The following is a 17,411-nucleotide window of genomic DNA, read 5'->3' on the forward strand; positions in this document are numbered from 1 at the left end:
CGCCGGCTGGCCTGAACGGAGGGCGCCCTCATGCGTTGCCCCTATTGCGGATCGCTCGACACGCAGGTGAAGGACAGCCGGCCGACGGAGGATTCCTCCGCCATCCGCCGGCGGCGCGTCTGCCCCGATTGCGGCGGCCGCTTCACCACATTCGAGCGCGTGCAGTTGCGCGAACTGACGGTGGTGAAGCGCTCGGGCCGCCGCACGCCGTTCGACCGCGACAAGCTGGCCCGCTCCATCGAGGTGGCCCTGCGCAAGCGGCCGGTCGAGCCGGAGCGCGTCGAGCGGCTGATCAACGGCGTCGTCCGCCAGCTCGAAAGCCAGGGTGAGGGCGAGATCACCTCGGAAGAGATCGGCTCGCTGGTCATGGAGGCGCTCAAGGCGCTCGATGACGTGGCCTATGTGCGCTTCGCCTCGGTCTACCGCAACTTCACCGAAGCGCGGGAATTCAGCGCGCTGCTGGACGAGATTTCCGGCGATGGCCGCGAGGCTGCGGTCGACGAGGCCGGCGGGGAGCGGGACTGATGAGCGCCTCGTCCCGCGACGAGGCCTTCATGCGCGCCGCGCTTGCCCTTGCCCGGCGCGGCCTCGGCACCACGGCGCCCAATCCGGCCGTTGCAGCCCTTGTCGTTGATGAGACGCGCGAGCCTCCCGTCATGCTCGGCCGTGGCGTCACGGCGCCCAGCGGCCGCCCCCATGCCGAGGATCTCGCGCTCCGGCAAGCGGGAGAGGCGGCGCGGGGGGCCACGCTCTATGTCACGCTCGAACCCTGTTCGCGTCGCTCGACGCGCTATTTCGGGCCGGCCTGCACCGATCTGATCCTCTCCCATGGCCTTGCCCGCGTCGTCATCGCCGCGCGCGATCCCTCGCCTTTTGCCGCCGACGAGGGCACGACCCGGCTGAAGGAGGCCGGCCTTGCCGTCACCGAGGGCGTCCTCGAGCCGGAGGCCGCCGCGCTCAATGCCGGCCACGTCCTGCGTGTACAGAAGAACCGGCCCTTCCTGCGCATCAAGCTCGCCGAGACGGCGGATGGCTTTGCCGCGACAGCCGATCGCCGCCCCATTGCCATTACGGGCGAGGCCGCCCGCGCCTTTGTCCATCGCCTCCGCGCCGATTGCGATGCCATCATCACCGGCATCGGAACCGTGCAGGCCGATGATCCGATGCTCGATGTGCGCCTGCCCGGCATGGCCGGCTTTTCCCCGCTCCGGGTCATCCTCGACAGCCATGGCCGGATCACGCCCGACCGGCGGATGCTCGCCGATGCCGGCCGGGTACCGGTGCTGATCGCTACGCTCGACCCCGCCTCCCTGCGTGCCCGGCTCGGAGACCGCCCGGGCGTCGAGCTTCTCGGCATGCCGGCGGATCGTGGCCGGGTTGACCTTGCCGCCCTGCTCGGGGCGCTCGCAGCCCGGGGCATCACCCGCGCCATGGTCGAGGCCGGCCCGACCCTTGCCGATGCCTTCGCCGCGTCGGGCTTCTGCGATAAATTCGTCCGGCTCACGGGGCCCCACCCGGCGGGCAATGGCCTGCAGGCCATCGGGCCGGGTCTTGCCGGATGGCTACGCTATGCCGATCTCTGCGAGGAACGCGCTCTCGACCGCGATCACGCGCGGGTCTATGCCGGCCGGCGCGCCCATCATGAAGGACAGATGATGTTTACTGGGATTGTCACCGATATCGGCGAGATCATCGCGGCGGAAGGCGAGGGCAAGCTGCGCCGTTTCCGCATCGGCTCGGCCTATGATCCGGCCACGATCGCGATCGGCGCCTCGATCGCCTGTTCCGGCATCTGCCTGACCGTGGTGGCGAGGGGCGAGTCGGAAGGCCGGCGCTGGTTCGACGTGGAGACCGCAGCCGAGACACTGCGCCTCACCGCAGCCGGGCAATGGCAGGTCGGCACGAGGCTCAATCTTGAACGGGCGATGCGCCTTGGCGACGAGCTTGGCGGCCATCTCGTGACCGGCCACGTCGATGCCCTGGCCGAAATCGTCACCCGCGAGGATGTGACGCCGGACGAGGCGAACTGGGGCGCAACGGCCCGCTTCACCTTGCGCGTCCCGGCGCCGCTGCACCGCTTCATCGCGGCCAAGGGCTCGGTGACGCTCGACGGCGTATCGCTCACGGTCAACAGCGTCGAGGAGGATCGCTTCACCGTGCTGCTGATCCCGCACACGCTCAAGGTCACCACCTGGGGCGCAAGGCAGGCCGGTGACAAGGTCCATCTCGAGGTGGACATGATGGCGCGCTACGCTGCCCGCCTGGCCGAGACGCTGAAACAGGGCTGAGCCGGTCCGTCGGGGCTCTAACCCCTCACCCGCTCGCTTTCGCTCGCGACCTTTCCCCGTGGGGGAGAGGTGGGCGCGCGCTGGTGCAACGGCGTATCAGGAAGGCGCCCTGCCGTCATGCCCGCCCTTGGGGCGGGCATCCACGACTTCGCGGTTCTTCTGCAAAGTCAAGGATGGCCGGGCCAGGCCCGGCCATGACGGGGGAGGGCAGAGTGGAGTGGGGCAAGCCCCGCTCTTCCGCCCGCGCATGCGGCCAATTCGCATCCGGGCCTTGCGCCGCCGCGCCGCCCGCTCTATCCCCGCTGCTCGATACAGGAGTTTCCCGATGGCCGAGGCCACACGCGAGGCCCTTCCGCTGGTGGATGCGACAGGCGCGCATTTCATCATCGTCGAGGGGCGGTTCTATGACAGTCTCAACGACCAGTTGATCGCCGGCGCCGTGGCCGCCTTCGCAGCCTCCGGCGCGACGAGCGAGGTCGTTACCGTGCCGGGCGCGCTCGAAATCCCCGTGGCGATCGAGATCCTGCGCCAGCAGGCGGAATCCGGCCGCCGCAAGGCCGATGGCTTCGTGGCGCTTGGCGTGGTCATCCGGGGTGAGACCACCCATTACGAGATCGTCTCGAACGAAAGCGCGCGCGAACTCATCGCACTCGCCACGCGCCATCGCCTCGCTTTCGGCAACGGTATCCTGACGGTTGAAAACATGGCGCAGGCCGAGGCGCGGGCCAATCCGTCCCGGGGCGACAAGGGCGGTGATGCCGCCCGCGCCGCTCTCGCGCTCTATGCGCTGAAGCGGAGCGCCTGACATGGCGGGCGAGAAACCAGACCGTCCGCGCCGGGCCCCGGTCTCACGCGGGGAGCTCCGCTCTGCCGCCCGGCTGGCGGCCGTTCAGGCGCTCTACCAGATGGAAATCGCCGCCAAGGGGCTGAACGAGGTTTTCGCCGAGTTCGAGAGCTTCTGGATGGGCCGCGAGATCGAGGGCGACCAGTACAAGCCGGCCGAGAGCAAGCTCTTCCGCGCCATTGTCGAGGGCGTGCTGGGCGAGCAGATCGGGATTGACCGCAAGGTCGATGAGTTGCTGGCCGATGGCTGGCCGCTCAAGCGGATCGAGGCGATCATGCGCGCGGTGCTCCGCGCCGGCGCCTACGAACTGATGCACCGGCCGGACACGCCGGTGCGGGTGGCGATCTCGGAATATGTTGATATCGCCTCCGCCTTCCTCGAGCGGGACGAGGTGGGCATGATCAATGCCGTCCTCGACCGGCTCGCCAAGGAAGCGCGTGCCGAGGAATTGGCACGGCCGGCCCGCAGCTGACCGGGCGCGAGGGGAGGGAGCATGCGCGAGACCCTGCCCGAATTCGAGATGATCGCCCGGCTCTTCGCCCCGATGGCGGGCGAGGGCGGGCTTGGCCTGCTGGATGATTGCGCGCGGCTGACGCCCACCCCCGGGCATGACCTCGTGCTCACCAAGGACGTCCTTGTCGAGAATGTCCATTATTTCGCGGAAGATCCGCCGGCGGAGATCGCCCGCAAGGCCCTGCGCACCAATCTCTCCGACCTTGCCGCCAAGGGCGCGCGGCCTGTCGGCTTCCTGCTTGGCCTCGGCCGGTCGCCGGCGCTCGATGCGGACTGGCTGACCGCCTTCGCCGCCGGCCTTGCCGAGGATTCGCGCCTCTGGGGCTGCCCTTTGCTGGGCGGCGATACGGTGCGGACCGGCCAGCCCTTCCTCTCCGTCACGGCTTTCGGCGAGGTTCCGGCCGGGCGTATGGTCTTGCGGCAGGCCGGCGAGCCCGGTGACGCGCTTTATGTCTCCGGCACGATTGGCGATGCCGCGCTGGGCCTCCATCTGCGCCTGAAGCCGGAATCGCCGGCCGTGCAAGGCCTTGCGCAGCCCCACCGCGCCTTCCTGCTCGACCGATATCTCCGGCCGCAGCCCCGGCTCGCGCTTGTCCCTGTCCTGCTCGCCCATGCCCGCGCCGCGATGGATATCTCCGACGGGCTGGTCGGCGATGCCGACAAGCTCGCCTTCCGGCTCGGGCGTGACATGGCCGTCGAGGCCGTGCCGCTCTCCCCTGCTGCGCGGGCGCTGGTCGCGGCCGATCCGGCCCTGCTGGACCTCGCTCTGACCGGCGGCGACGACTACGAGATCCTCGCGGCCGTTCCGCCGGAAAAAGCCGGGGCTTTCGAGCGGGATGCCTTGCAATGCGGTGTTCCGGTCGTCAAGATCGGAGCGTTGCTTCGCGAGGGTTCGGGCGCTGTCTGGCGCATGGGGACCGGCCTGGAGAGAGGCTTCCCCCGCCGGTCCTTTGCGCATTTCTAGCTCGCTGGCACGTCGGCCCCGCCCGCCTGCCAGCCGGAGTTCCCCATGATCGTCGACGACAACCTTGCCCGCCGCAACGCCCTGATCCTGGCCTTCGCCATGGCGCTCGCCGGCGCGAATGCCTCGGTTGTGATCGCGACCGGCACCCTTGTCGGCCGGATGCTTGCGCCCTCGCCGGAATGGGCGACGGCGCCGATCACCACCTTCGTCATCGGCACCGCGCTGATGACCATGCCGGCGGCCAGCCTGATGCGGCGGATCGGCCGGCGCGATGCCTATCGCCTTGGCGCGCTGCTCGGCGTGCTGGCGGGCCTGCTCTCGGCCTGGTCAGTCCATTCCGGCTCGTTCTGGACCTTCATGGCCTCCACCGCGCTGTGCGGGGCCTATCAGGCTTTCGTCATCTCCTACCGGTTCGGCGCGGCCGACAATGCCACCCCGGCCTTCCGCCCCAAGGCGATTTCGTATGTCACGCTCGGCGGGCTGGCCTCGGCGATTGTCGGCCCGCAGCTCGTCATCCACACGAAGGATCTGATTCCGCCCTTCACCTTCCTCGCCTCCTATCTCGGGCAGGCGGCGGTGGCGGGGCTCGCCATCCTCGTGCTTGGCCTGTTCGACGGTCCACCGCCGAAGATCGATACGAGCCCGGCGGGCGAGGCCCGGCCGGTCCGCGAGATCCTCCGGTCGACGCGCCTGCGCGTGGCCATCTTCTGCGGTGCCGTGGCCCAGGCGCTGATGAACCTGATCATGACGGCGACTCCGCTGGCCATGCTGGGCTGCAACCATACCGACACGGATTCCACCCTCGCCATCCAGTGGCATATCGTGGCGATGTATCTGCCCGGGCTCTTCACCGGCGCGCTCATTATCCGGTTCGGTGTCTATCCGATCCTGATGATCGGCCTTGCGCTGCTCGCCGGCTGCGGGATCGTCGCGCTGGCGGGGATCAGCGTCTCCCATTTCTTCCTGGCGCTGATCCTGCTCGGCCTCGGCTGGAACCTGGCCTTTGTCGGTGCCACGACGCTGGTTGTCGACGGCCTGCGCCCGGCCGAGCGCACCCGCATCCAGGGCATCAACGACATGATCATCTTCGCCACCACGGCCTTTGCCTCGCTGATGGCCGGCAAGATTCTGGCCTGGTTCGGCTGGGCCACGCTCAACGTGACCATCTTCCCCTTCGTGGTGGGCGCGGGGCTGCTGGTCCTCTGGCTGATGCGCCAGCCCCAGCCCCGCGCCTCGTGAGCGGGGCTCAGCGATAGGGATCGCAATAGGTGATCACGCAGCGCCGGGCGCCTGGCCGGCGGATGCATTCGCGCAGGGCGCGGTTCGCGGCGGCGGCGCGGGTCGGGTAGCGCGTGCTCCATCCCCGTGTCGTGCCGTTGCCGCGCGCCTCGCAGCCCCAGGCCGAGGCCTCGGGCGCGGAAGCAAGGAAGGCGGTGCTTGCGATCAGGGCGGCACCGGCTGCAATCATCAGTTTTTTCATGGACTTCCCCCGTCTGCCGCGCCAGCCGCGGCGCCCCCAGCGTGAGCCGATGCCCCGCCTTGGTCAAGCGGGATGCCAACCGCCCCTGTCAAAGCATGGGACGACGGGGGCGGCAGCGAAAGTCGGCATGGATTCATCGTGAAAGCTTTGCTAACACCGCCGGGATCAGCAGGCAGGGGCAGGGAGGCCGGTTGCCGCGGGCTGATGACATCGGATCGAGTGCAGAAAAAAGAGTAAACCCATGACAGCTCTTCTCGCGATCATCGCGCTTGGCGCCCTCTCCATCGTCTATGCCATCATCACGATCAATTCGGTGATGGCACAGGATGCGGGCAATCAACGGATGCAGGAAATTGCCGGCAATATTGCCGAAGGCGCCAGCGCCTATCTCAAGCGGCAATACAATACCATCGCCCTCGTCGGCATTGTGATCTTTGCAGCGGCCTGGGCCCTGCTCGGCTGGCAGGTGGCGATCGGCTTCGCCATCGGTGCCATCCTGTCCGGTCTCGCCGGCTTCATCGGCATGAACGTGTCGGTCCGCGCGAATGTCCGCACGGCGCAGGCGGCGATGCAGAGCCTCGCCAGCGGCCTTGACATCGCCTTCAAGGCGGGCGCCGTCACCGGCATGCTCGTGGCCGGTCTCGCGCTGCTGGGCGTCGCTGTCTATTACACGGTCCTGACGCAGTTGCTTGGCCTGGCTCCTGCCAGCCGCACCGTGATCGACGCGCTGGTCGCGCTCGGCTTCGGCGCCTCGCTCATCTCGATCTTCGCCCGTCTCGGCGGCGGCATCTTCACCAAGGGTGCGGATGTGGGCGCTGACCTTGTCGGCAAGGTCGAGGCCGGCATCCCGGAAGATGACCCGCGCAACCCGGCCGTGATCGCCGACAATGTGGGCGACAATGTCGGCGATTGCGCCGGCATGGCGGCCGACCTGTTCGAGACCTATGCGGTGACGCTCGTCGCCACGATGGTTCTCGCCGCGATCTTCTTCGGCACGCAGGCCTCGCTTGGCGCGGCCATGCTCTACCCGATGGCGATCGGCGCCGCCTGCATCCTCACCTCGATCATCGGCACCTATTTCGTGAAGCTCGGTGCCAATGGCTCGATCATGGGTGCGCTCTACAAGGGCCTCATCGCCACCGGTGTCCTGTCGGTCATCGGCCTCGGTGCGGCCACCTCGCTGACGATCGGCTGGGGTCCGATCGGCACCGTTGCGGGGCAGGTTATCACCGGCAAGGCGCTCTTCATCTGCGGGCTGATCGGCCTCGCGGTGACAGCCCTGATCGTCTGGATCACCGAATACTACACCGCCACCGGCAAGCGCCCGGTCGTCTCCATCGCCCAGGCTTCGGTGACCGGGCATGGCACCAACGTCATCCAGGGCCTCGCGGTCAGCCTGGAATCGACCGCCCTGCCGACCCTCGTGATCGTCGGCGGCGTGATCTCGACCTACCAGTTCGCCGGCCTGTTCGGCACGGCCATCGCCACGGCCACCATGCTCGGCCTCGCCGGCATGATCGTGGCGCTCGATGCCTTCGGCCCGGTGACGGACAATGCCGGCGGCATTGCCGAAATGGCAGGCCTGCCCAAGGAAGTCCGCAAGTCGACCGACGCGCTCGATGCTGTCGGCAACACGACCAAGGCGGTCACCAAGGGCTATGCGATCGGCTCGGCCGGTCTCGGCGCACTCGTGCTCTTCGCCGCCTACAGCGAGGATCTCAAGTTCTTCGTCGCCAATGCCGACAAGTATCCCTATTTCAAGGGCGTCGCGATCGACTTCTCGCTCTCCAACCCCTACGTGGTGGTCGGCTTGCTGCTCGGGGGCCTCATCCCGTTCCTGTTCGGCGGCATTGCCATGACGGCGGTCGGCCGGGCGGCCGGCGACGTGGTCATGGAAGTCCGCCGCCAGTTCCGGGAAAATCCCGGCATCATGGCCGGCACCTCGAAGCCGGACCATGCCCGCGCCGTCGACATGCTGACCAAGGCCGCCATCCGCGAGATGGTGGTGCCCTCGCTGCTGCCGGTGCTCTCGCCGGTGGTGCTCTACTTCGCGATCCTCGCGCTTGCGGGCAAGTCGGCGGCCTTCTCGGCCGTGGGCGCCATGCTGCTCGGTGTCATTGTCACCGGCCTCTTCGTCGCCATCTCGATGACCTCGGGCGGCGGCGCCTGGGACAATGCGAAGAAGTCCTTCGAGGATGGCTTCGTGGACAAGGACGGCGTTCGCCACCTCAAGGGCTCCGATGCCCACAAGGCCTCGGTGACCGGCGATACCGTCGGCGATCCCTACAAGGATACGGCCGGTCCGGCTGTCAACCCGGCGATCAAGATCACCAACATCGTGGCCCTGCTGCTCCTGGCGATCCTCGCCCATTGAGGCATGAACCGCGGACGGGCGCTCCGGCGCCCGTCCTTCCGGTGCACACCAACAGAAAACCCCGCGAGGCATCGCGGGGTTTTTGGTTCCGGTGTGGGTCCCGGCGGTGAAGTCGGGGTCAGACCGAAGGTGCGCCGATCCGGCGGAACAGGCTCGAGATGAAGCTGTTCTCGACACCGCCGGTCGGTGTGGTGCGCGAGATGAAGTCGAAGACCTTGCCATCCTTCAGACCGTAATTGGCAACGCGCTCGACCCGGTTGTTCTTGTCGAGATAGACCGCAACAACGCGCTGGTCGGTGATTTTCTCGTTCATGAACTGGAAGCGCTGGCTGACCTTCTGCGAGATGTAATAATAGGTCTGCCCGCCGACGGTGGAGGTGGTCGAGGGCGTGCCAAGCACGAGGATGACCTGCTCTGCCGAGGAGCCCGGCCGGATCTGGTCCAGCGCCTTCTCGTCCAGCACGAACCCGCGCACCCCGGGGCTCTGGTCAGAAAGGCAGCCGCCGAGCAGGGTCGCGGCAAGCGCGATTCCGCTCAGGCGAAGCGCGATGGAACGGGCGCGGGGCTGGGCTTTCGTCACGACTCTCACTCCACGATCACGGCCTCTGGGGCCTGTTGGTGCCCCTTTCGGGCACGAGCGAATTGCACCGTTTCCGGAACGCCGCTATGGATGCCCAAATTCATGAACAAACACAATCGACTTCCGCAAGCCTGCCCGGAAGACGCGGCAAAATTCCCGGCCGGTCCCCGGTTTGACAGCCTGAAAGAACGCCCTCGATGATCCGACTTCCGTTCTTCACGCCGCGTGAATCTCCCATCGCGGCCCTCTATGGCGATATCGTGGCCGCCTCGCGCGCGCCCGAGGCCTTTCGCCATTTCGGCGTCGCCGATGATTTCGAGGGCCGCTTCGAGCGGCTTGTCATCGTCGCCACCCTCGTGCTGCGCCGCCTCCGCGCGCTCGGTGGCGAGGCCGAGCCCCTGGCGCAGGCGTTGGTCGACCGCCTTTTCGAGGATCTCGATGATGGTCTCCGCCGCGCCGGCGTGAGCGATCTTGCCGTCGGCAAGCGTGTGAAGAAGCTGGCCCAGGGCTTCTATGGCCGTGCCGAGGCCTATACCGCCGCGCTCGAGACCGGCGAGGGCGCCCTGCGCGAGGTGTTGGCGCGTAACCTGCTGTCGGGCCGTGTTGCCCCGGCAGAGATCCATGCTGGCCTTCTGGCCGAGATCGACGCCTGGCGTCGCCGCCTCGACGCCGCCGATCTGGGCACGCTGCTCGCCGGCACCACCCTGAGCGGAGATTGAGCATGGCCGCACGGAAATCCCTCGACCTGCCGTTTTCCCATCCCGTCCCTGTCGCGACCTTGCATGGCGAGACGCATCTCGTCCTGCGTCCGGACGAGACGGCCCGCGCCCGCATTGCGGCGATGCTGGGCCTCCATGCGGTCGATGCTTTCGAGGCGGTTCTCGCCATCACGCAGGCCAATAACGGCCGTGTTGATATCGAGGGCACGCTGAAAGCCCGGGTCCAGCCGGTTTGTGTCGTCTCGCTCGACCCGTTTCCCCAGGAGATCGAGGCGCCAGTCGCCATCCAGTTCGCTCCCGAAGGGCTTATCGAGCGGATGACCAAACGGGCTGCCGAGGAGGAGAACGAGGATTTCGAGCCACCGGACCTGATCGTCGACGGGCAGATCGATTTCGGCGCCGTCGTGGTTGAATTCCTTGCCCTCGAACTGGATCCCTATCCCCGCAAGCCCGGCGCCGCTTTTGCCGGTGGCGATCCCGAACCGGCCCGCCAGTCGCCCTTCGAGGCGCTGCTCGCGCTCAAACTGAAGGACGGCGAGGAGTGAGTTGGCGCGTTCGGCGCGAAAAGGCGAGGGTTCGGCCCCGATTTTGCCCTTTTCGGCTTGCACCGCTCGATGAGTAATTCTATGCCGACACACCCCCGCCTGCCGGCAGACGACATCCGGGAGACCGCGACGCCTGTCGCATTCGGAGGCTCTATTCATCCATGAGTGACGCGGCTTCGGTTCAGGTCAGGATCTCGCTCGACGCGATGGGCGGGGACCATGGCCCCTCGGTGGTCATTCCCGGCGCGGCCAAGGCGCTGGAACGCCACCCCGACACGTTTTTCCTGCTGTTCGGGCGCGAGGCCGAGATCCGCGCCGAGCTGGCGAAGTTTCCGGCCCTCGCGGCCCGCTCGAGCGTCCATCACAGCGATATCGCCATCGCGATGGACGACAAGCCCTCGCAGGCCTTGCGTCAGGGGCGCTACAAATCCTCGATGTGGCAGGCGATCGACGCGGTGAAGAAGGGCGAGGCGCAGGTCTGCGTTTCCGCCGGCAATACCGGCGCGCTGATGGTCATGTCGCGATTCTGCCTGAAGATGATGCCGGGGATCGACCGCCCCGCCATTGCCTGCATGTGGCCGACCGCGCGCGGCGAATCCATCGTCCTCGATGTCGGGGCCTCGATCGGGGCCGAAGCCGAGAACCTCGTCGACATGGCGATCATGGGATCGGCCATGGCACGGATCGTCTTCGATATCGACCGCCCGACGGTCGGCCTGCTGAATGTCGGGGTCGAGGAGGTCAAGGGCCTCGAACAGGTGAAGGAGGCCGGCCGCATCCTGCGCGAGGCCAACCTGCCCAACCTCGAATATCGCGGCTTTGTCGAGGGCGACGATATTGGCAAGGGCACCACTGATGTGGTGGTGACCGAAGGCTTCGCCGGCAATATCGCCCTGAAGACTGCCGAGGGCACGGCCAAGCAGATCGGGGAATATCTCCGTGGCGCCATCCAGCGCTCGCTCCTCGCCAAGATCGGCTATGTCTTCGCGCGTGGCGCTTTCCGGGCGCTCCGGCACAAGATGGATCCGCGCCGCGTCAATGGCGGCGTGTTCCTCGGGCTTGATGGAATTGTGGTGAAAAGTCATGGCGGCACCGATGCCCTCGGCTTTGCCAGCGCCATCGATGTGGCCTACGACATGGTGAAATACGAACTGCTTTCGAAAATCTCCCATGCGCTTGCGGATCGCGGCGAGTGGGTGCTGCCCGGTGCTTCCTCGGCGATGGTCGAGGCTGCCGAGGGGGAGGCTCAATCCGCCCCGGATTCATCCGGGAGCCATCGGACGGAAGGCCAGTAATGCGTCGTACGCGAATCATCGGCACGGGCAGCTACCTGCCGGCCAACCGGGTGACCAACGCGGATCTCGCGCGGAAGGTCGACACGTCGGATGAGTGGATCACCCAGCGCACCGGCATCCGCGCCCGGCACATTGCGGCCGAGGGCGAGACCACGAGCCAGCTCGCCACCGAAGCCGCCCGCCGCGCCCTTGATGCCGCCGGGATCGCCGCCAGCGAGATCGACCTCATCGTCCTGGCCACGGCCACGCCGGATTACACCTTCCCCGCCACGGCGACGCAGGTCCAGGCCAATCTCGGCATCACCCATGGCGCGGCATTCGATGTTGCCGCTGTCTGCTCGGGGTTCGTCTTCGCGCTGACAACGGCGGAGAAATTCGTCACTTCCGGCGCGGCGAAGCGCGCGCTCGTCATCGGCGCCGAGACCTTCTCGCGCATCCTCGACTGGAATGACCGGACCACCTGCGTCCTCTTCGGGGACGGTGCCGGCGCGGTTGTCATCGAAGGCTACGAGGCCGCCGGAACCATGGCGGATCAGGGAATCCTGACTACGCATCTGCGCTCCGATGGCCGCCACCGCGAGAAGCTCTATGTCGATGGCGGCCCCTCGACCAACCAGCTTGCCGGCCATCTGCGCATGGAGGGCCGCGAGGTCTTCAAGCATGCGGTCGGGATGATCACCGATGTCATCGTCGATGCCTTCGCCGCCACAGGCTTCTCGGCCGGGACGATCGACTGGTTCGTGCCCCATCAGGCCAATGCCCGCATCATCACCGCCAGCGCCGAGAAGCTCGACATCCCGCTCGACAAGGTGGTGATGACCGTGCAGGACCATGGCAACACCTCGGCGGCCTCGATTCCGCTGGCGCTCGACACGGCCGTCCGGGACGGGCGGATCCGGAAAGGGCATGTCGTGCTGATCGAGGCCATGGGCGGCGGCTTCACCTGGGGCTCGGCACTTTTCCGGCTTTAGTCCGGGCGGCTTCCGGCCAAGTCGATTGACCGGGATGCATCAAAGGCCTAAGCTCGTAAGTGCTTGAGTTAAATTCAATTATCACGATTTAAGTTTTCACGGGGATCAAGCCTATGGCCAACCAGACCATCACCCGGGCCGACCTTTGCGAGGCCGTGTATCAGAAGCTGGGCCTGAGCCGTGCCGAATCGTCCGATCTGGTCGAGGCTGTCCTGCGCGAGATCAGCGACACGCTCGCCAAGGGAGAGACGGTGAAGCTCTCCTCCTTCGGCTCGTTCATCGTCCGCGAGAAGGGCGAGCGGATCGGGCGCAACCCGAAGACCGGCGTCGAGGTGCCGATCACGCCGCGCCGTGTGCTGGTCTTCAAGCCGTCCAACGTGATGAAGGCCCGGATCAACGGGCTCGAAACGGCTGACGAGGATTGATCCGACGGTAAGGCGAGGCGGGCATGGACAAGGCACCGGACGCTTACCGGACGATCAGCGAGGTCGCCGACGATCTCGATCTGCCGCAGCATGTGCTGCGGTTCTGGGAAACCCGATTCAGCCAGATCAAGCCGCTCAAGCGCGGCGGGGGCCGGCGCTACTATCGCCCGGATGATGTCGAGCTGCTCAAGGGCATCCGCCACCTGCTCTACAAGGAAGGCTACACGATCAAGGGTGTCCAGCGCATCCTGAAGGAGCAGGGCGCCCGAGCGGTGCAGGTCTTCGCCCGCGGGCTGGCCGAGGCCGAATCCGCACCTTTGCCGCCGCCGCCGGTCGAGGCGACACCCCCGGCTCCGCCTGCGCCGGCCGTGATCCAGCGACCGGCAACGACGCTCGAGATGCCGGTCGAGATCCAGGTTTTCGCGCCACCTCCGCCGCCGGCCCCGCCTGTTCTCGTGCCTGCCATCGAGGCGGCTGCCGCGCCCCCGGTTCCGGATGCGCCGAACCCGGCGCTCGAGAACTGGCGGCCGGAACCGGAGGAGGAACCGGCCGATTCGGGCATCGCCATCACGCTGGAACAAGGGCCGGCCCCGCCGCCCCCCCCGCAGGTCTCGATGTTCCGCGGCGGTCTGGCGCGCGGCGAGGGCGTCATGCCGGCTCCGCCGCCAGCACGCCCGGCTTTCCCTGTCGAGCGCGACAGCGCGCCTGAGGGCATCTCGGCTTCCGCCCGTGAGGCCATGCGTTATGCGCTGGATGAACTGGTGGCCTGTCGCTCGATGATCGACCGGGTTCTGGCGCGCCGCCAGCCGGTATGATCGCAGCGCCCGGTCAAGGGACCGGGTTGTCGATGAGCCCACGCTTCTGCAGCGCCCTGCGGATCAAACCGCGGAAGGGCTCGAACCGGAAGGTTACCTGGCGGGCGCCACGGGGCAGCACCACCGCCCGGAAAATGCCGTTGGCGCGCAGGATCTTGGCGGGCATGCCGTCCACTTCGGCGAACCACCAGGGATGCCAGACATCATTGAGCACCAGAACGCCGCCACGCGGGGCTTCCACGGCAACGTCGATCGCTGCATGGCCATACCGGGTGATGCTGGCAGTCCCGCCCGTTCCCCGCCGGGGCAGCGGCAGGGCCGAGTGTTCGACGTAGACAACGTTCCGGAAGTCGGTGGAAGGCCACTCGCCGGACCGGATCAACCGGTCCTGGTCGATCGGTTGCGCCTCCGGCACAATCATCACGCGGGGCAGCGTTTCCGGATTCTCGTAGATATAGCCATCCTTCGTCCGCGCAACCGGGCTCGGAGGCGCCTGGGCCAGCGAGGGATCGATCTTCTCGATCGGGACACTGGTCACGATCCAGCGCAGCCCGAGCAGATTGCTGATGGGTGCGCGGTATCCCGGCATCAGGGCCGAGAAACGGCGCTGGTCCCAGCCGGCCACATGGTCGCGGGCACCGGTGGCCTGCGCATAATGGGCCACCCGGAGCGGGTTATAGCCAAGCACATGTTCGATACCGTGGATCAGGCCGATATTGGGCCATTCGAAGCCCAGCCCGGCCAGTTCCACCCGATCGCGCCGCTCGCCATCGCGCACGATATTCGCCTTCAGCCAGGCCAGGGTCTCGTTGTCGCTGTCCGGCCGCACGGCGCTGTAGACTGCAGGCTCCAGGCCTGTGGAATCATTGGGTCGGAGATTCCAGCGGAGATCGGCTGTGACAGCGAGGGCCAACAGGCCAGCCACGAGCATCGGCCGCGCCCGCGCCTGATGCCGGGCGAGGGCGAGGATGCTCGCTGCCGCCACCAGCCAGCCGGAGGCCACAAGGAGCTCGGGCACAGCCTGCCCGAGCTTCCCCAGCCAGAAGGCCATGGCCAGCCCGCCCGTCAGCGCCAGCCCGGCCAAGCCGATCCAGAGGCACACCACGCCCGTTGGAAGCGGACCCGGTCCACTCTTGAGCACGCGGTCAAGGCCGAACCCCGCCAGGAGGGCGCCGACAGCCCCGACCAGGAACAGCGAATCGGCCGGTCGTCGGAAGAGATCGACCCCGGGCAGCAGATGATAGGCCATCGAATAGACCGGCGTATGGCGCCCCAGCGCATAGGCGATCATCAGGCCGAAAAGGATCGGCAGGGCGATCATCCGCGCGCGGTAGGCTTCCCGGCAGGCCATCCATGCGAGGATGCCGGCCAAAGGCAGCAGGCCCATATAGACATTGGCCATGTTCCTGGCCACGTTGGACATGACGATGAAGGGCCAGTGGACGCTGGGTGCGCCCCAGAACTCCTCGGCCGGCCCGATCGTTCCGAACAGGTTGGCGACCACCAAGGTCAACAGGTTGGTGGGATGCAGCGAGCCGATATAGGCCTGTTCGAGCGCGATCTGGGCCCGGTTCGAGCTGTCGGCAAAGCCAAGCACCATCAACAGGGGAAGGGTGATGAGCACGCCACCCGTCGCCGCGCCGGCAGCCAGGGGCCGCAGGCTGGCCCTGAGGCGCGGCAGCCGGCCGGGGCCGGCCACGAGATGCGCAAGGACGATGCCTGCAAGGCAGACGAGGCCGAGATAGGCCACCTGGTCCGGTCCGAGCACCATCAGCCCGGCAAAGAGCCCGGCCAGGGCGCCGAACCGTGCCGAGGACAGCCGCAGCGCCCGGTCGAGCATCCAGAAGGCCCAGGGGAAATAGGCGAGGCTGAGCACCTGTCCGATATGCTGGATCCGCCAGCCTGCGCTGCCACCGAAGGCGAAGGCAAGCGCCGCGACCACAGCCGCCGCCGGGTGCCAGCGCCGGTCCCGCGCGAAGCCGAGAATGGCCAGCGCGCCGAAGACCAGTGACCCGAGCGCCACGCCATCGACCATGGCGAAACTGGGATCGGGCGTCAGGAAGGCCAGCAGCAGGAAGCCGGGATTGAAGATCAGCGATTGCGGATCGGCGATCTGCGGATGGCCGGAGAACACGTAGGGCGCCCAGAACGGGCTCTCGCCGGAATGGATCGAGCGGGCAAGAAACGCAGCCTGGGCCTGGAAATGCGCCTTGCCATCCCAGGGCAGGGTGACCGCCCCGGACAGCCACGGCCAGGCGAGAAACAGGGCCGAGGCGAGCACGAGGGCCAGTGCCACCAGCCATTCCCGACCGCGCGTCTGGAGCATGGGCTGATGGCTTGCAGGGCTGATGTCCCGCAGGCCGGGTTCAGCCCGCATTCGGCGCTGAAGGCGCTGGAGCATGGTCGCCTCCCGGGGGCGACTAGCCGGAAAGGCTAGCCGTTGACCGGAGCATGGGCGACCATCGCATCGAAATCGATGAAATGGCCCGCCCGGTCGCGCTTGGAGGCGAGATAGCGGATGTTTTCCGCCGTCGGCCGGCCATAGGCGCGGTTATCCGCCACAACCTCAAGGCCTGCGGCCTTCAGCGCGCCGATCTTTTCGGGATTGTTGGTCATCACGCGGACCGAGGTGACGCCGAGCTGCTTCAGCATCACCGCTGCGAAATCGAAGCGGCGCTGGTCGAGGCCGAAGCCGAGAACCTCGTCCGCATCGTAGGTATCCCAGCCCTGGCTCTGCAGCTTGTAGGCGCGCATCTTGTTGGCGATGCCGTTCCCGCGGCCTTCCTGGTCGAGATAGAGCAGGATCCCGCCATCGCTCTCCGCCATTTTCTGGACGGTCCCGCGAAGCTGGTCGCCGCAATCGCATTTCAGCGAGCCGAAGAGATCGCCCGTCAGGCAGGCCGAATGCATGCGGATGGCCACCGGCTTCGACAGGTCGGGCTTGCCGACGATGATCGCCACCTGGTCGCGCAGGCCTTCGCCGCCGCGGAACACCACAAACTCCGTTTCCGCTGCGAATTCGAGCGGCACCGGCGCCCGGCCGACGATTTTCGTCGCCCGGACCTGGCTGGCGCGGTACTCCCGCAATTCGGCCGCGGTGACGCGGGCAACGCCGCCATTCACCGCCTCGATGGCCATCGGAACCGCGTAGACGGCCGGCGTGACAAGAGCGAGGCGCGCCAGTTCGAGGGCAGCCTCGTCCAGCGCGACCACCGGCGCCACGGGCGCATCGATGCGGCCGTCGATCTTGAGCGCCAGCATCTCCGCCCGTTCCGCGTTGGGAACCGGGAAGGAGACGACACCCGGCTGGGTGCGCTCGAGCCCGAGGCGGCGCAGGCGCGCTGCCGGCAGGACGAGGCGCGGGCGGCCCGGTGCCAGCCGGTCGAGCGCGACGGCCACGGCCGCCTCGAGCGATTCCACATTCAGCGCGAGCAGCGCTTCGCCGCCCTCGATGATCGCAACCGGCCGGCCTGCGCGGTACTCCGCGAGGGCACGATCGACGGCCCGCTCTCCGGCGGTGTCGAAAAGGCCGAGAATTTCACTGACGTCACCCATTTACGCCTCTTTCGTCCATGTTTACGGTCATTTCGGCTGGGTT

General features: G+C 67.4%; 17 protein-coding genes and 1 pseudogene. 14 read left to right on the forward strand and 4 right to left on the reverse strand.

The features are described 5' to 3' along the window. Nucleotides 1-30 precede the first annotated feature (30 nt). The 7 genes and pseudogenes from nrdR (at nucleotide 31) to P0652_RS10615 (ending at nucleotide 5,848) form a co-directional block, all read left to right on the forward strand. Complete coding sequence (gene nrdR, locus P0652_RS10585) at nucleotides 31-525, forward strand: transcriptional regulator NrdR (protein WP_284178782.1); 495 nt, start codon at nucleotides 31-33, stop codon at nucleotides 523-525. Next, nucleotides 525-1,514 (forward strand): annotated as a pseudogene (ribD, locus tag P0652_RS10590) (bifunctional diaminohydroxyphosphoribosylaminopyrimidine deaminase/5-amino-6-(5-phosphoribosylamino)uracil reductase RibD); the annotation flags it as partial. The gene nrdR and the pseudogene ribD, both read left to right, overlap by 1 nt. A gap of 141 nt (nucleotides 1,515-1,655) precedes the next feature. After that, the gene (locus tag P0652_RS10595) at nucleotides 1,656-2,288 is read left to right on the forward strand and encodes a riboflavin synthase (protein WP_284179091.1); all 633 of its coding nucleotides are present in this window, start codon (nucleotides 1,656-1,658) and stop codon (nucleotides 2,286-2,288) included. A 325-nt stretch (nucleotides 2,289-2,613) separates the two neighbouring features. Next, nucleotides 2,614-3,093, forward strand: coding sequence for a 6,7-dimethyl-8-ribityllumazine synthase (ribH, locus tag P0652_RS10600; protein ID WP_284178783.1), 480 nt, complete (start codon nucleotides 2,614-2,616; stop codon nucleotides 3,091-3,093). A 1-nt stretch (nucleotide 3,094) separates the two neighbouring features. Further along, nucleotides 3,095-3,604: a transcription antitermination factor NusB gene (nusB, locus tag P0652_RS10605; protein ID WP_284178784.1), complete on the forward strand. Its 510-nt coding sequence runs from the start codon at nucleotides 3,095-3,097 to the stop codon at nucleotides 3,602-3,604. Nucleotides 3,605-3,625: 21 nt separating this feature from the next. Then, complete coding sequence (gene thiL / locus P0652_RS10610) at nucleotides 3,626-4,609, forward strand: thiamine-phosphate kinase (RefSeq protein WP_284178785.1); 984 nt, start codon at nucleotides 3,626-3,628, stop codon at nucleotides 4,607-4,609. A gap of 45 nt (nucleotides 4,610-4,654) precedes the next feature. Next, nucleotides 4,655-5,848 carry an MFS transporter gene (locus P0652_RS10615; protein WP_284178786.1) on the forward strand — a complete coding sequence of 398 codons (1,194 nt, stop codon included), beginning with the start codon at nucleotides 4,655-4,657 and terminating at the stop codon, nucleotides 5,846-5,848. Nucleotides 5,849-5,855: 7 nt separating this feature from the next. Here P0652_RS10615 and P0652_RS10620 read toward each other — a convergent pair whose 3' ends face one another. Beyond that, the gene (locus P0652_RS10620; RefSeq protein WP_284178787.1) at nucleotides 5,856-6,089 is read right to left on the reverse strand and encodes a hypothetical protein; all 234 of its coding nucleotides are present in this window, start codon (nucleotides 6,087-6,089) and stop codon (nucleotides 5,856-5,858) included. A 241-nt stretch (nucleotides 6,090-6,330) separates the two neighbouring features. On the opposite strand from P0652_RS10620, the gene P0652_RS10625 reads away from it, so the two are divergent. Beyond that, entirely contained in the window at nucleotides 6,331-8,463 is a 2,133-nt protein-coding gene (locus tag P0652_RS10625; protein ID WP_284178788.1) for a sodium-translocating pyrophosphatase, read from the forward strand. 118 nt (nucleotides 8,464-8,581) lie between these two features. Here P0652_RS10625 and P0652_RS10630 read toward each other — a convergent pair whose 3' ends face one another. Further along, complete coding sequence (locus P0652_RS10630; protein WP_284178789.1) at nucleotides 8,582-9,043, reverse strand: outer membrane protein assembly factor BamE; 462 nt, start codon at nucleotides 9,041-9,043, stop codon at nucleotides 8,582-8,584. Nucleotides 9,044-9,240: 197 nt separating this feature from the next. On the opposite strand from P0652_RS10630, the gene P0652_RS10635 reads away from it, so the two are divergent. The 6 genes from P0652_RS10635 (at nucleotide 9,241) to P0652_RS10660 (ending at nucleotide 13,813) form a co-directional block, all read left to right on the forward strand. Then, nucleotides 9,241-9,762 (forward strand): ubiquinol-cytochrome C chaperone family protein, encoded by a 522-nt coding sequence (locus P0652_RS10635; protein ID WP_284178790.1) that lies wholly within the window; start codon nucleotides 9,241-9,243, stop codon nucleotides 9,760-9,762. 2 nt (nucleotides 9,763-9,764) lie between these two features. Continuing rightward, entirely contained in the window at nucleotides 9,765-10,307 is a 543-nt protein-coding gene (locus P0652_RS10640; protein ID WP_284178791.1) for a YceD family protein, read from the forward strand. Nucleotides 10,308-10,468: 161 nt separating this feature from the next. Next, nucleotides 10,469-11,602 (forward strand): phosphate acyltransferase PlsX, encoded by a 1,134-nt coding sequence (gene plsX / locus P0652_RS10645; protein WP_284178792.1) that lies wholly within the window; start codon nucleotides 10,469-10,471, stop codon nucleotides 11,600-11,602. Continuing rightward, on the forward strand, nucleotides 11,602-12,573 hold the full coding sequence (locus P0652_RS10650; protein WP_284178793.1) for a beta-ketoacyl-ACP synthase III: 972 nt from the start codon (nucleotides 11,602-11,604) through the stop codon (nucleotides 12,571-12,573). The genes plsX and P0652_RS10650 overlap by 1 nt, the downstream gene beginning before the upstream one ends. A 113-nt stretch (nucleotides 12,574-12,686) precedes the next feature. Further along, a complete protein-coding gene (locus tag P0652_RS10655) occupies nucleotides 12,687-12,998 on the forward strand; it encodes an integration host factor subunit alpha (protein ID WP_284178794.1) in 312 nt (103 codons plus the stop codon). 23 nt (nucleotides 12,999-13,021) lie between these two features. After that, complete coding sequence (locus tag P0652_RS10660) at nucleotides 13,022-13,813, forward strand: MerR family transcriptional regulator (RefSeq protein WP_284178795.1); 792 nt, start codon at nucleotides 13,022-13,024, stop codon at nucleotides 13,811-13,813. Nucleotides 13,814-13,826: 13 nt separating this feature from the next. Here the strand turns inward: P0652_RS10660 and P0652_RS10665 are convergent, their stop codons facing one another. After that, nucleotides 13,827-16,214: a hypothetical protein gene (locus tag P0652_RS10665; protein ID WP_284178796.1), complete on the reverse strand. Its 2,388-nt coding sequence runs from the start codon at nucleotides 16,212-16,214 to the stop codon at nucleotides 13,827-13,829. 32 nt (nucleotides 16,215-16,246) lie between these two features. Next, on the reverse strand, nucleotides 16,247-17,368 hold the full coding sequence (gene ribA, locus P0652_RS10670; protein ID WP_284178797.1) for a GTP cyclohydrolase II RibA: 1,122 nt from the start codon (nucleotides 17,366-17,368) through the stop codon (nucleotides 16,247-16,249). Nucleotides 17,369-17,411 lie beyond the last annotated feature (43 nt).

Origin of the sequence: Rhabdaerophilum sp. SD176, assembly GCF_030143245.1 — a bacterium.
Lineage (GTDB): Bacteria > Pseudomonadota > Alphaproteobacteria > Rhizobiales > Beijerinckiaceae > Rhabdaerophilum.

Bases quoted from the DNA above. Each gene is read 5' to 3' on its own strand.
- nrdR (WP_284178782.1), top strand. From the start codon at position 31: ATGCGTTGCCCCTATTGCGGATCGCTCGACACGCAGGTGAAGGACAGC.
- P0652_RS10595 (WP_284179091.1), top strand. From the start codon at position 1,656: ATGTTTACTGGGATTGTCACCGATATCGGCGAGATCATCGCGGCGGAA.
- ribH (WP_284178783.1), top strand. From the start codon at position 2,614: ATGGCCGAGGCCACACGCGAGGCCCTTCCGCTGGTGGATGCGACAGGC.
- nusB (WP_284178784.1), top strand. From the start codon at position 3,095: ATGGCGGGCGAGAAACCAGACCGTCCGCGCCGGGCCCCGGTCTCACGC.
- thiL (WP_284178785.1), top strand. From the start codon at position 3,626: ATGCGCGAGACCCTGCCCGAATTCGAGATGATCGCCCGGCTCTTCGCC.
- P0652_RS10615 (WP_284178786.1), top strand. From the start codon at position 4,655: ATGATCGTCGACGACAACCTTGCCCGCCGCAACGCCCTGATCCTGGCC.
- P0652_RS10620 (WP_284178787.1), bottom strand. From the start codon at position 6,089: ATGAAAAAACTGATGATTGCAGCCGGTGCCGCCCTGATCGCAAGCACC.
- P0652_RS10625 (WP_284178788.1), top strand. From the start codon at position 6,331: ATGACAGCTCTTCTCGCGATCATCGCGCTTGGCGCCCTCTCCATCGTC.
- P0652_RS10635 (WP_284178790.1), top strand. From the start codon at position 9,241: ATGATCCGACTTCCGTTCTTCACGCCGCGTGAATCTCCCATCGCGGCC.
- P0652_RS10640 (WP_284178791.1), top strand. From the start codon at position 9,765: ATGGCCGCACGGAAATCCCTCGACCTGCCGTTTTCCCATCCCGTCCCT.
- plsX (WP_284178792.1), top strand. From the start codon at position 10,469: ATGAGTGACGCGGCTTCGGTTCAGGTCAGGATCTCGCTCGACGCGATG.
- P0652_RS10650 (WP_284178793.1), top strand. From the start codon at position 11,602: ATGCGTCGTACGCGAATCATCGGCACGGGCAGCTACCTGCCGGCCAAC.
- P0652_RS10655 (WP_284178794.1), top strand. From the start codon at position 12,687: ATGGCCAACCAGACCATCACCCGGGCCGACCTTTGCGAGGCCGTGTAT.
- P0652_RS10660 (WP_284178795.1), top strand. From the start codon at position 13,022: ATGGACAAGGCACCGGACGCTTACCGGACGATCAGCGAGGTCGCCGAC.
- P0652_RS10665 (WP_284178796.1), bottom strand. From the start codon at position 16,214: ATGCTCCAGCGCCTTCAGCGCCGAATGCGGGCTGAACCCGGCCTGCGG.
- ribA (WP_284178797.1), bottom strand. From the start codon at position 17,368: ATGGGTGACGTCAGTGAAATTCTCGGCCTTTTCGACACCGCCGGAGAG.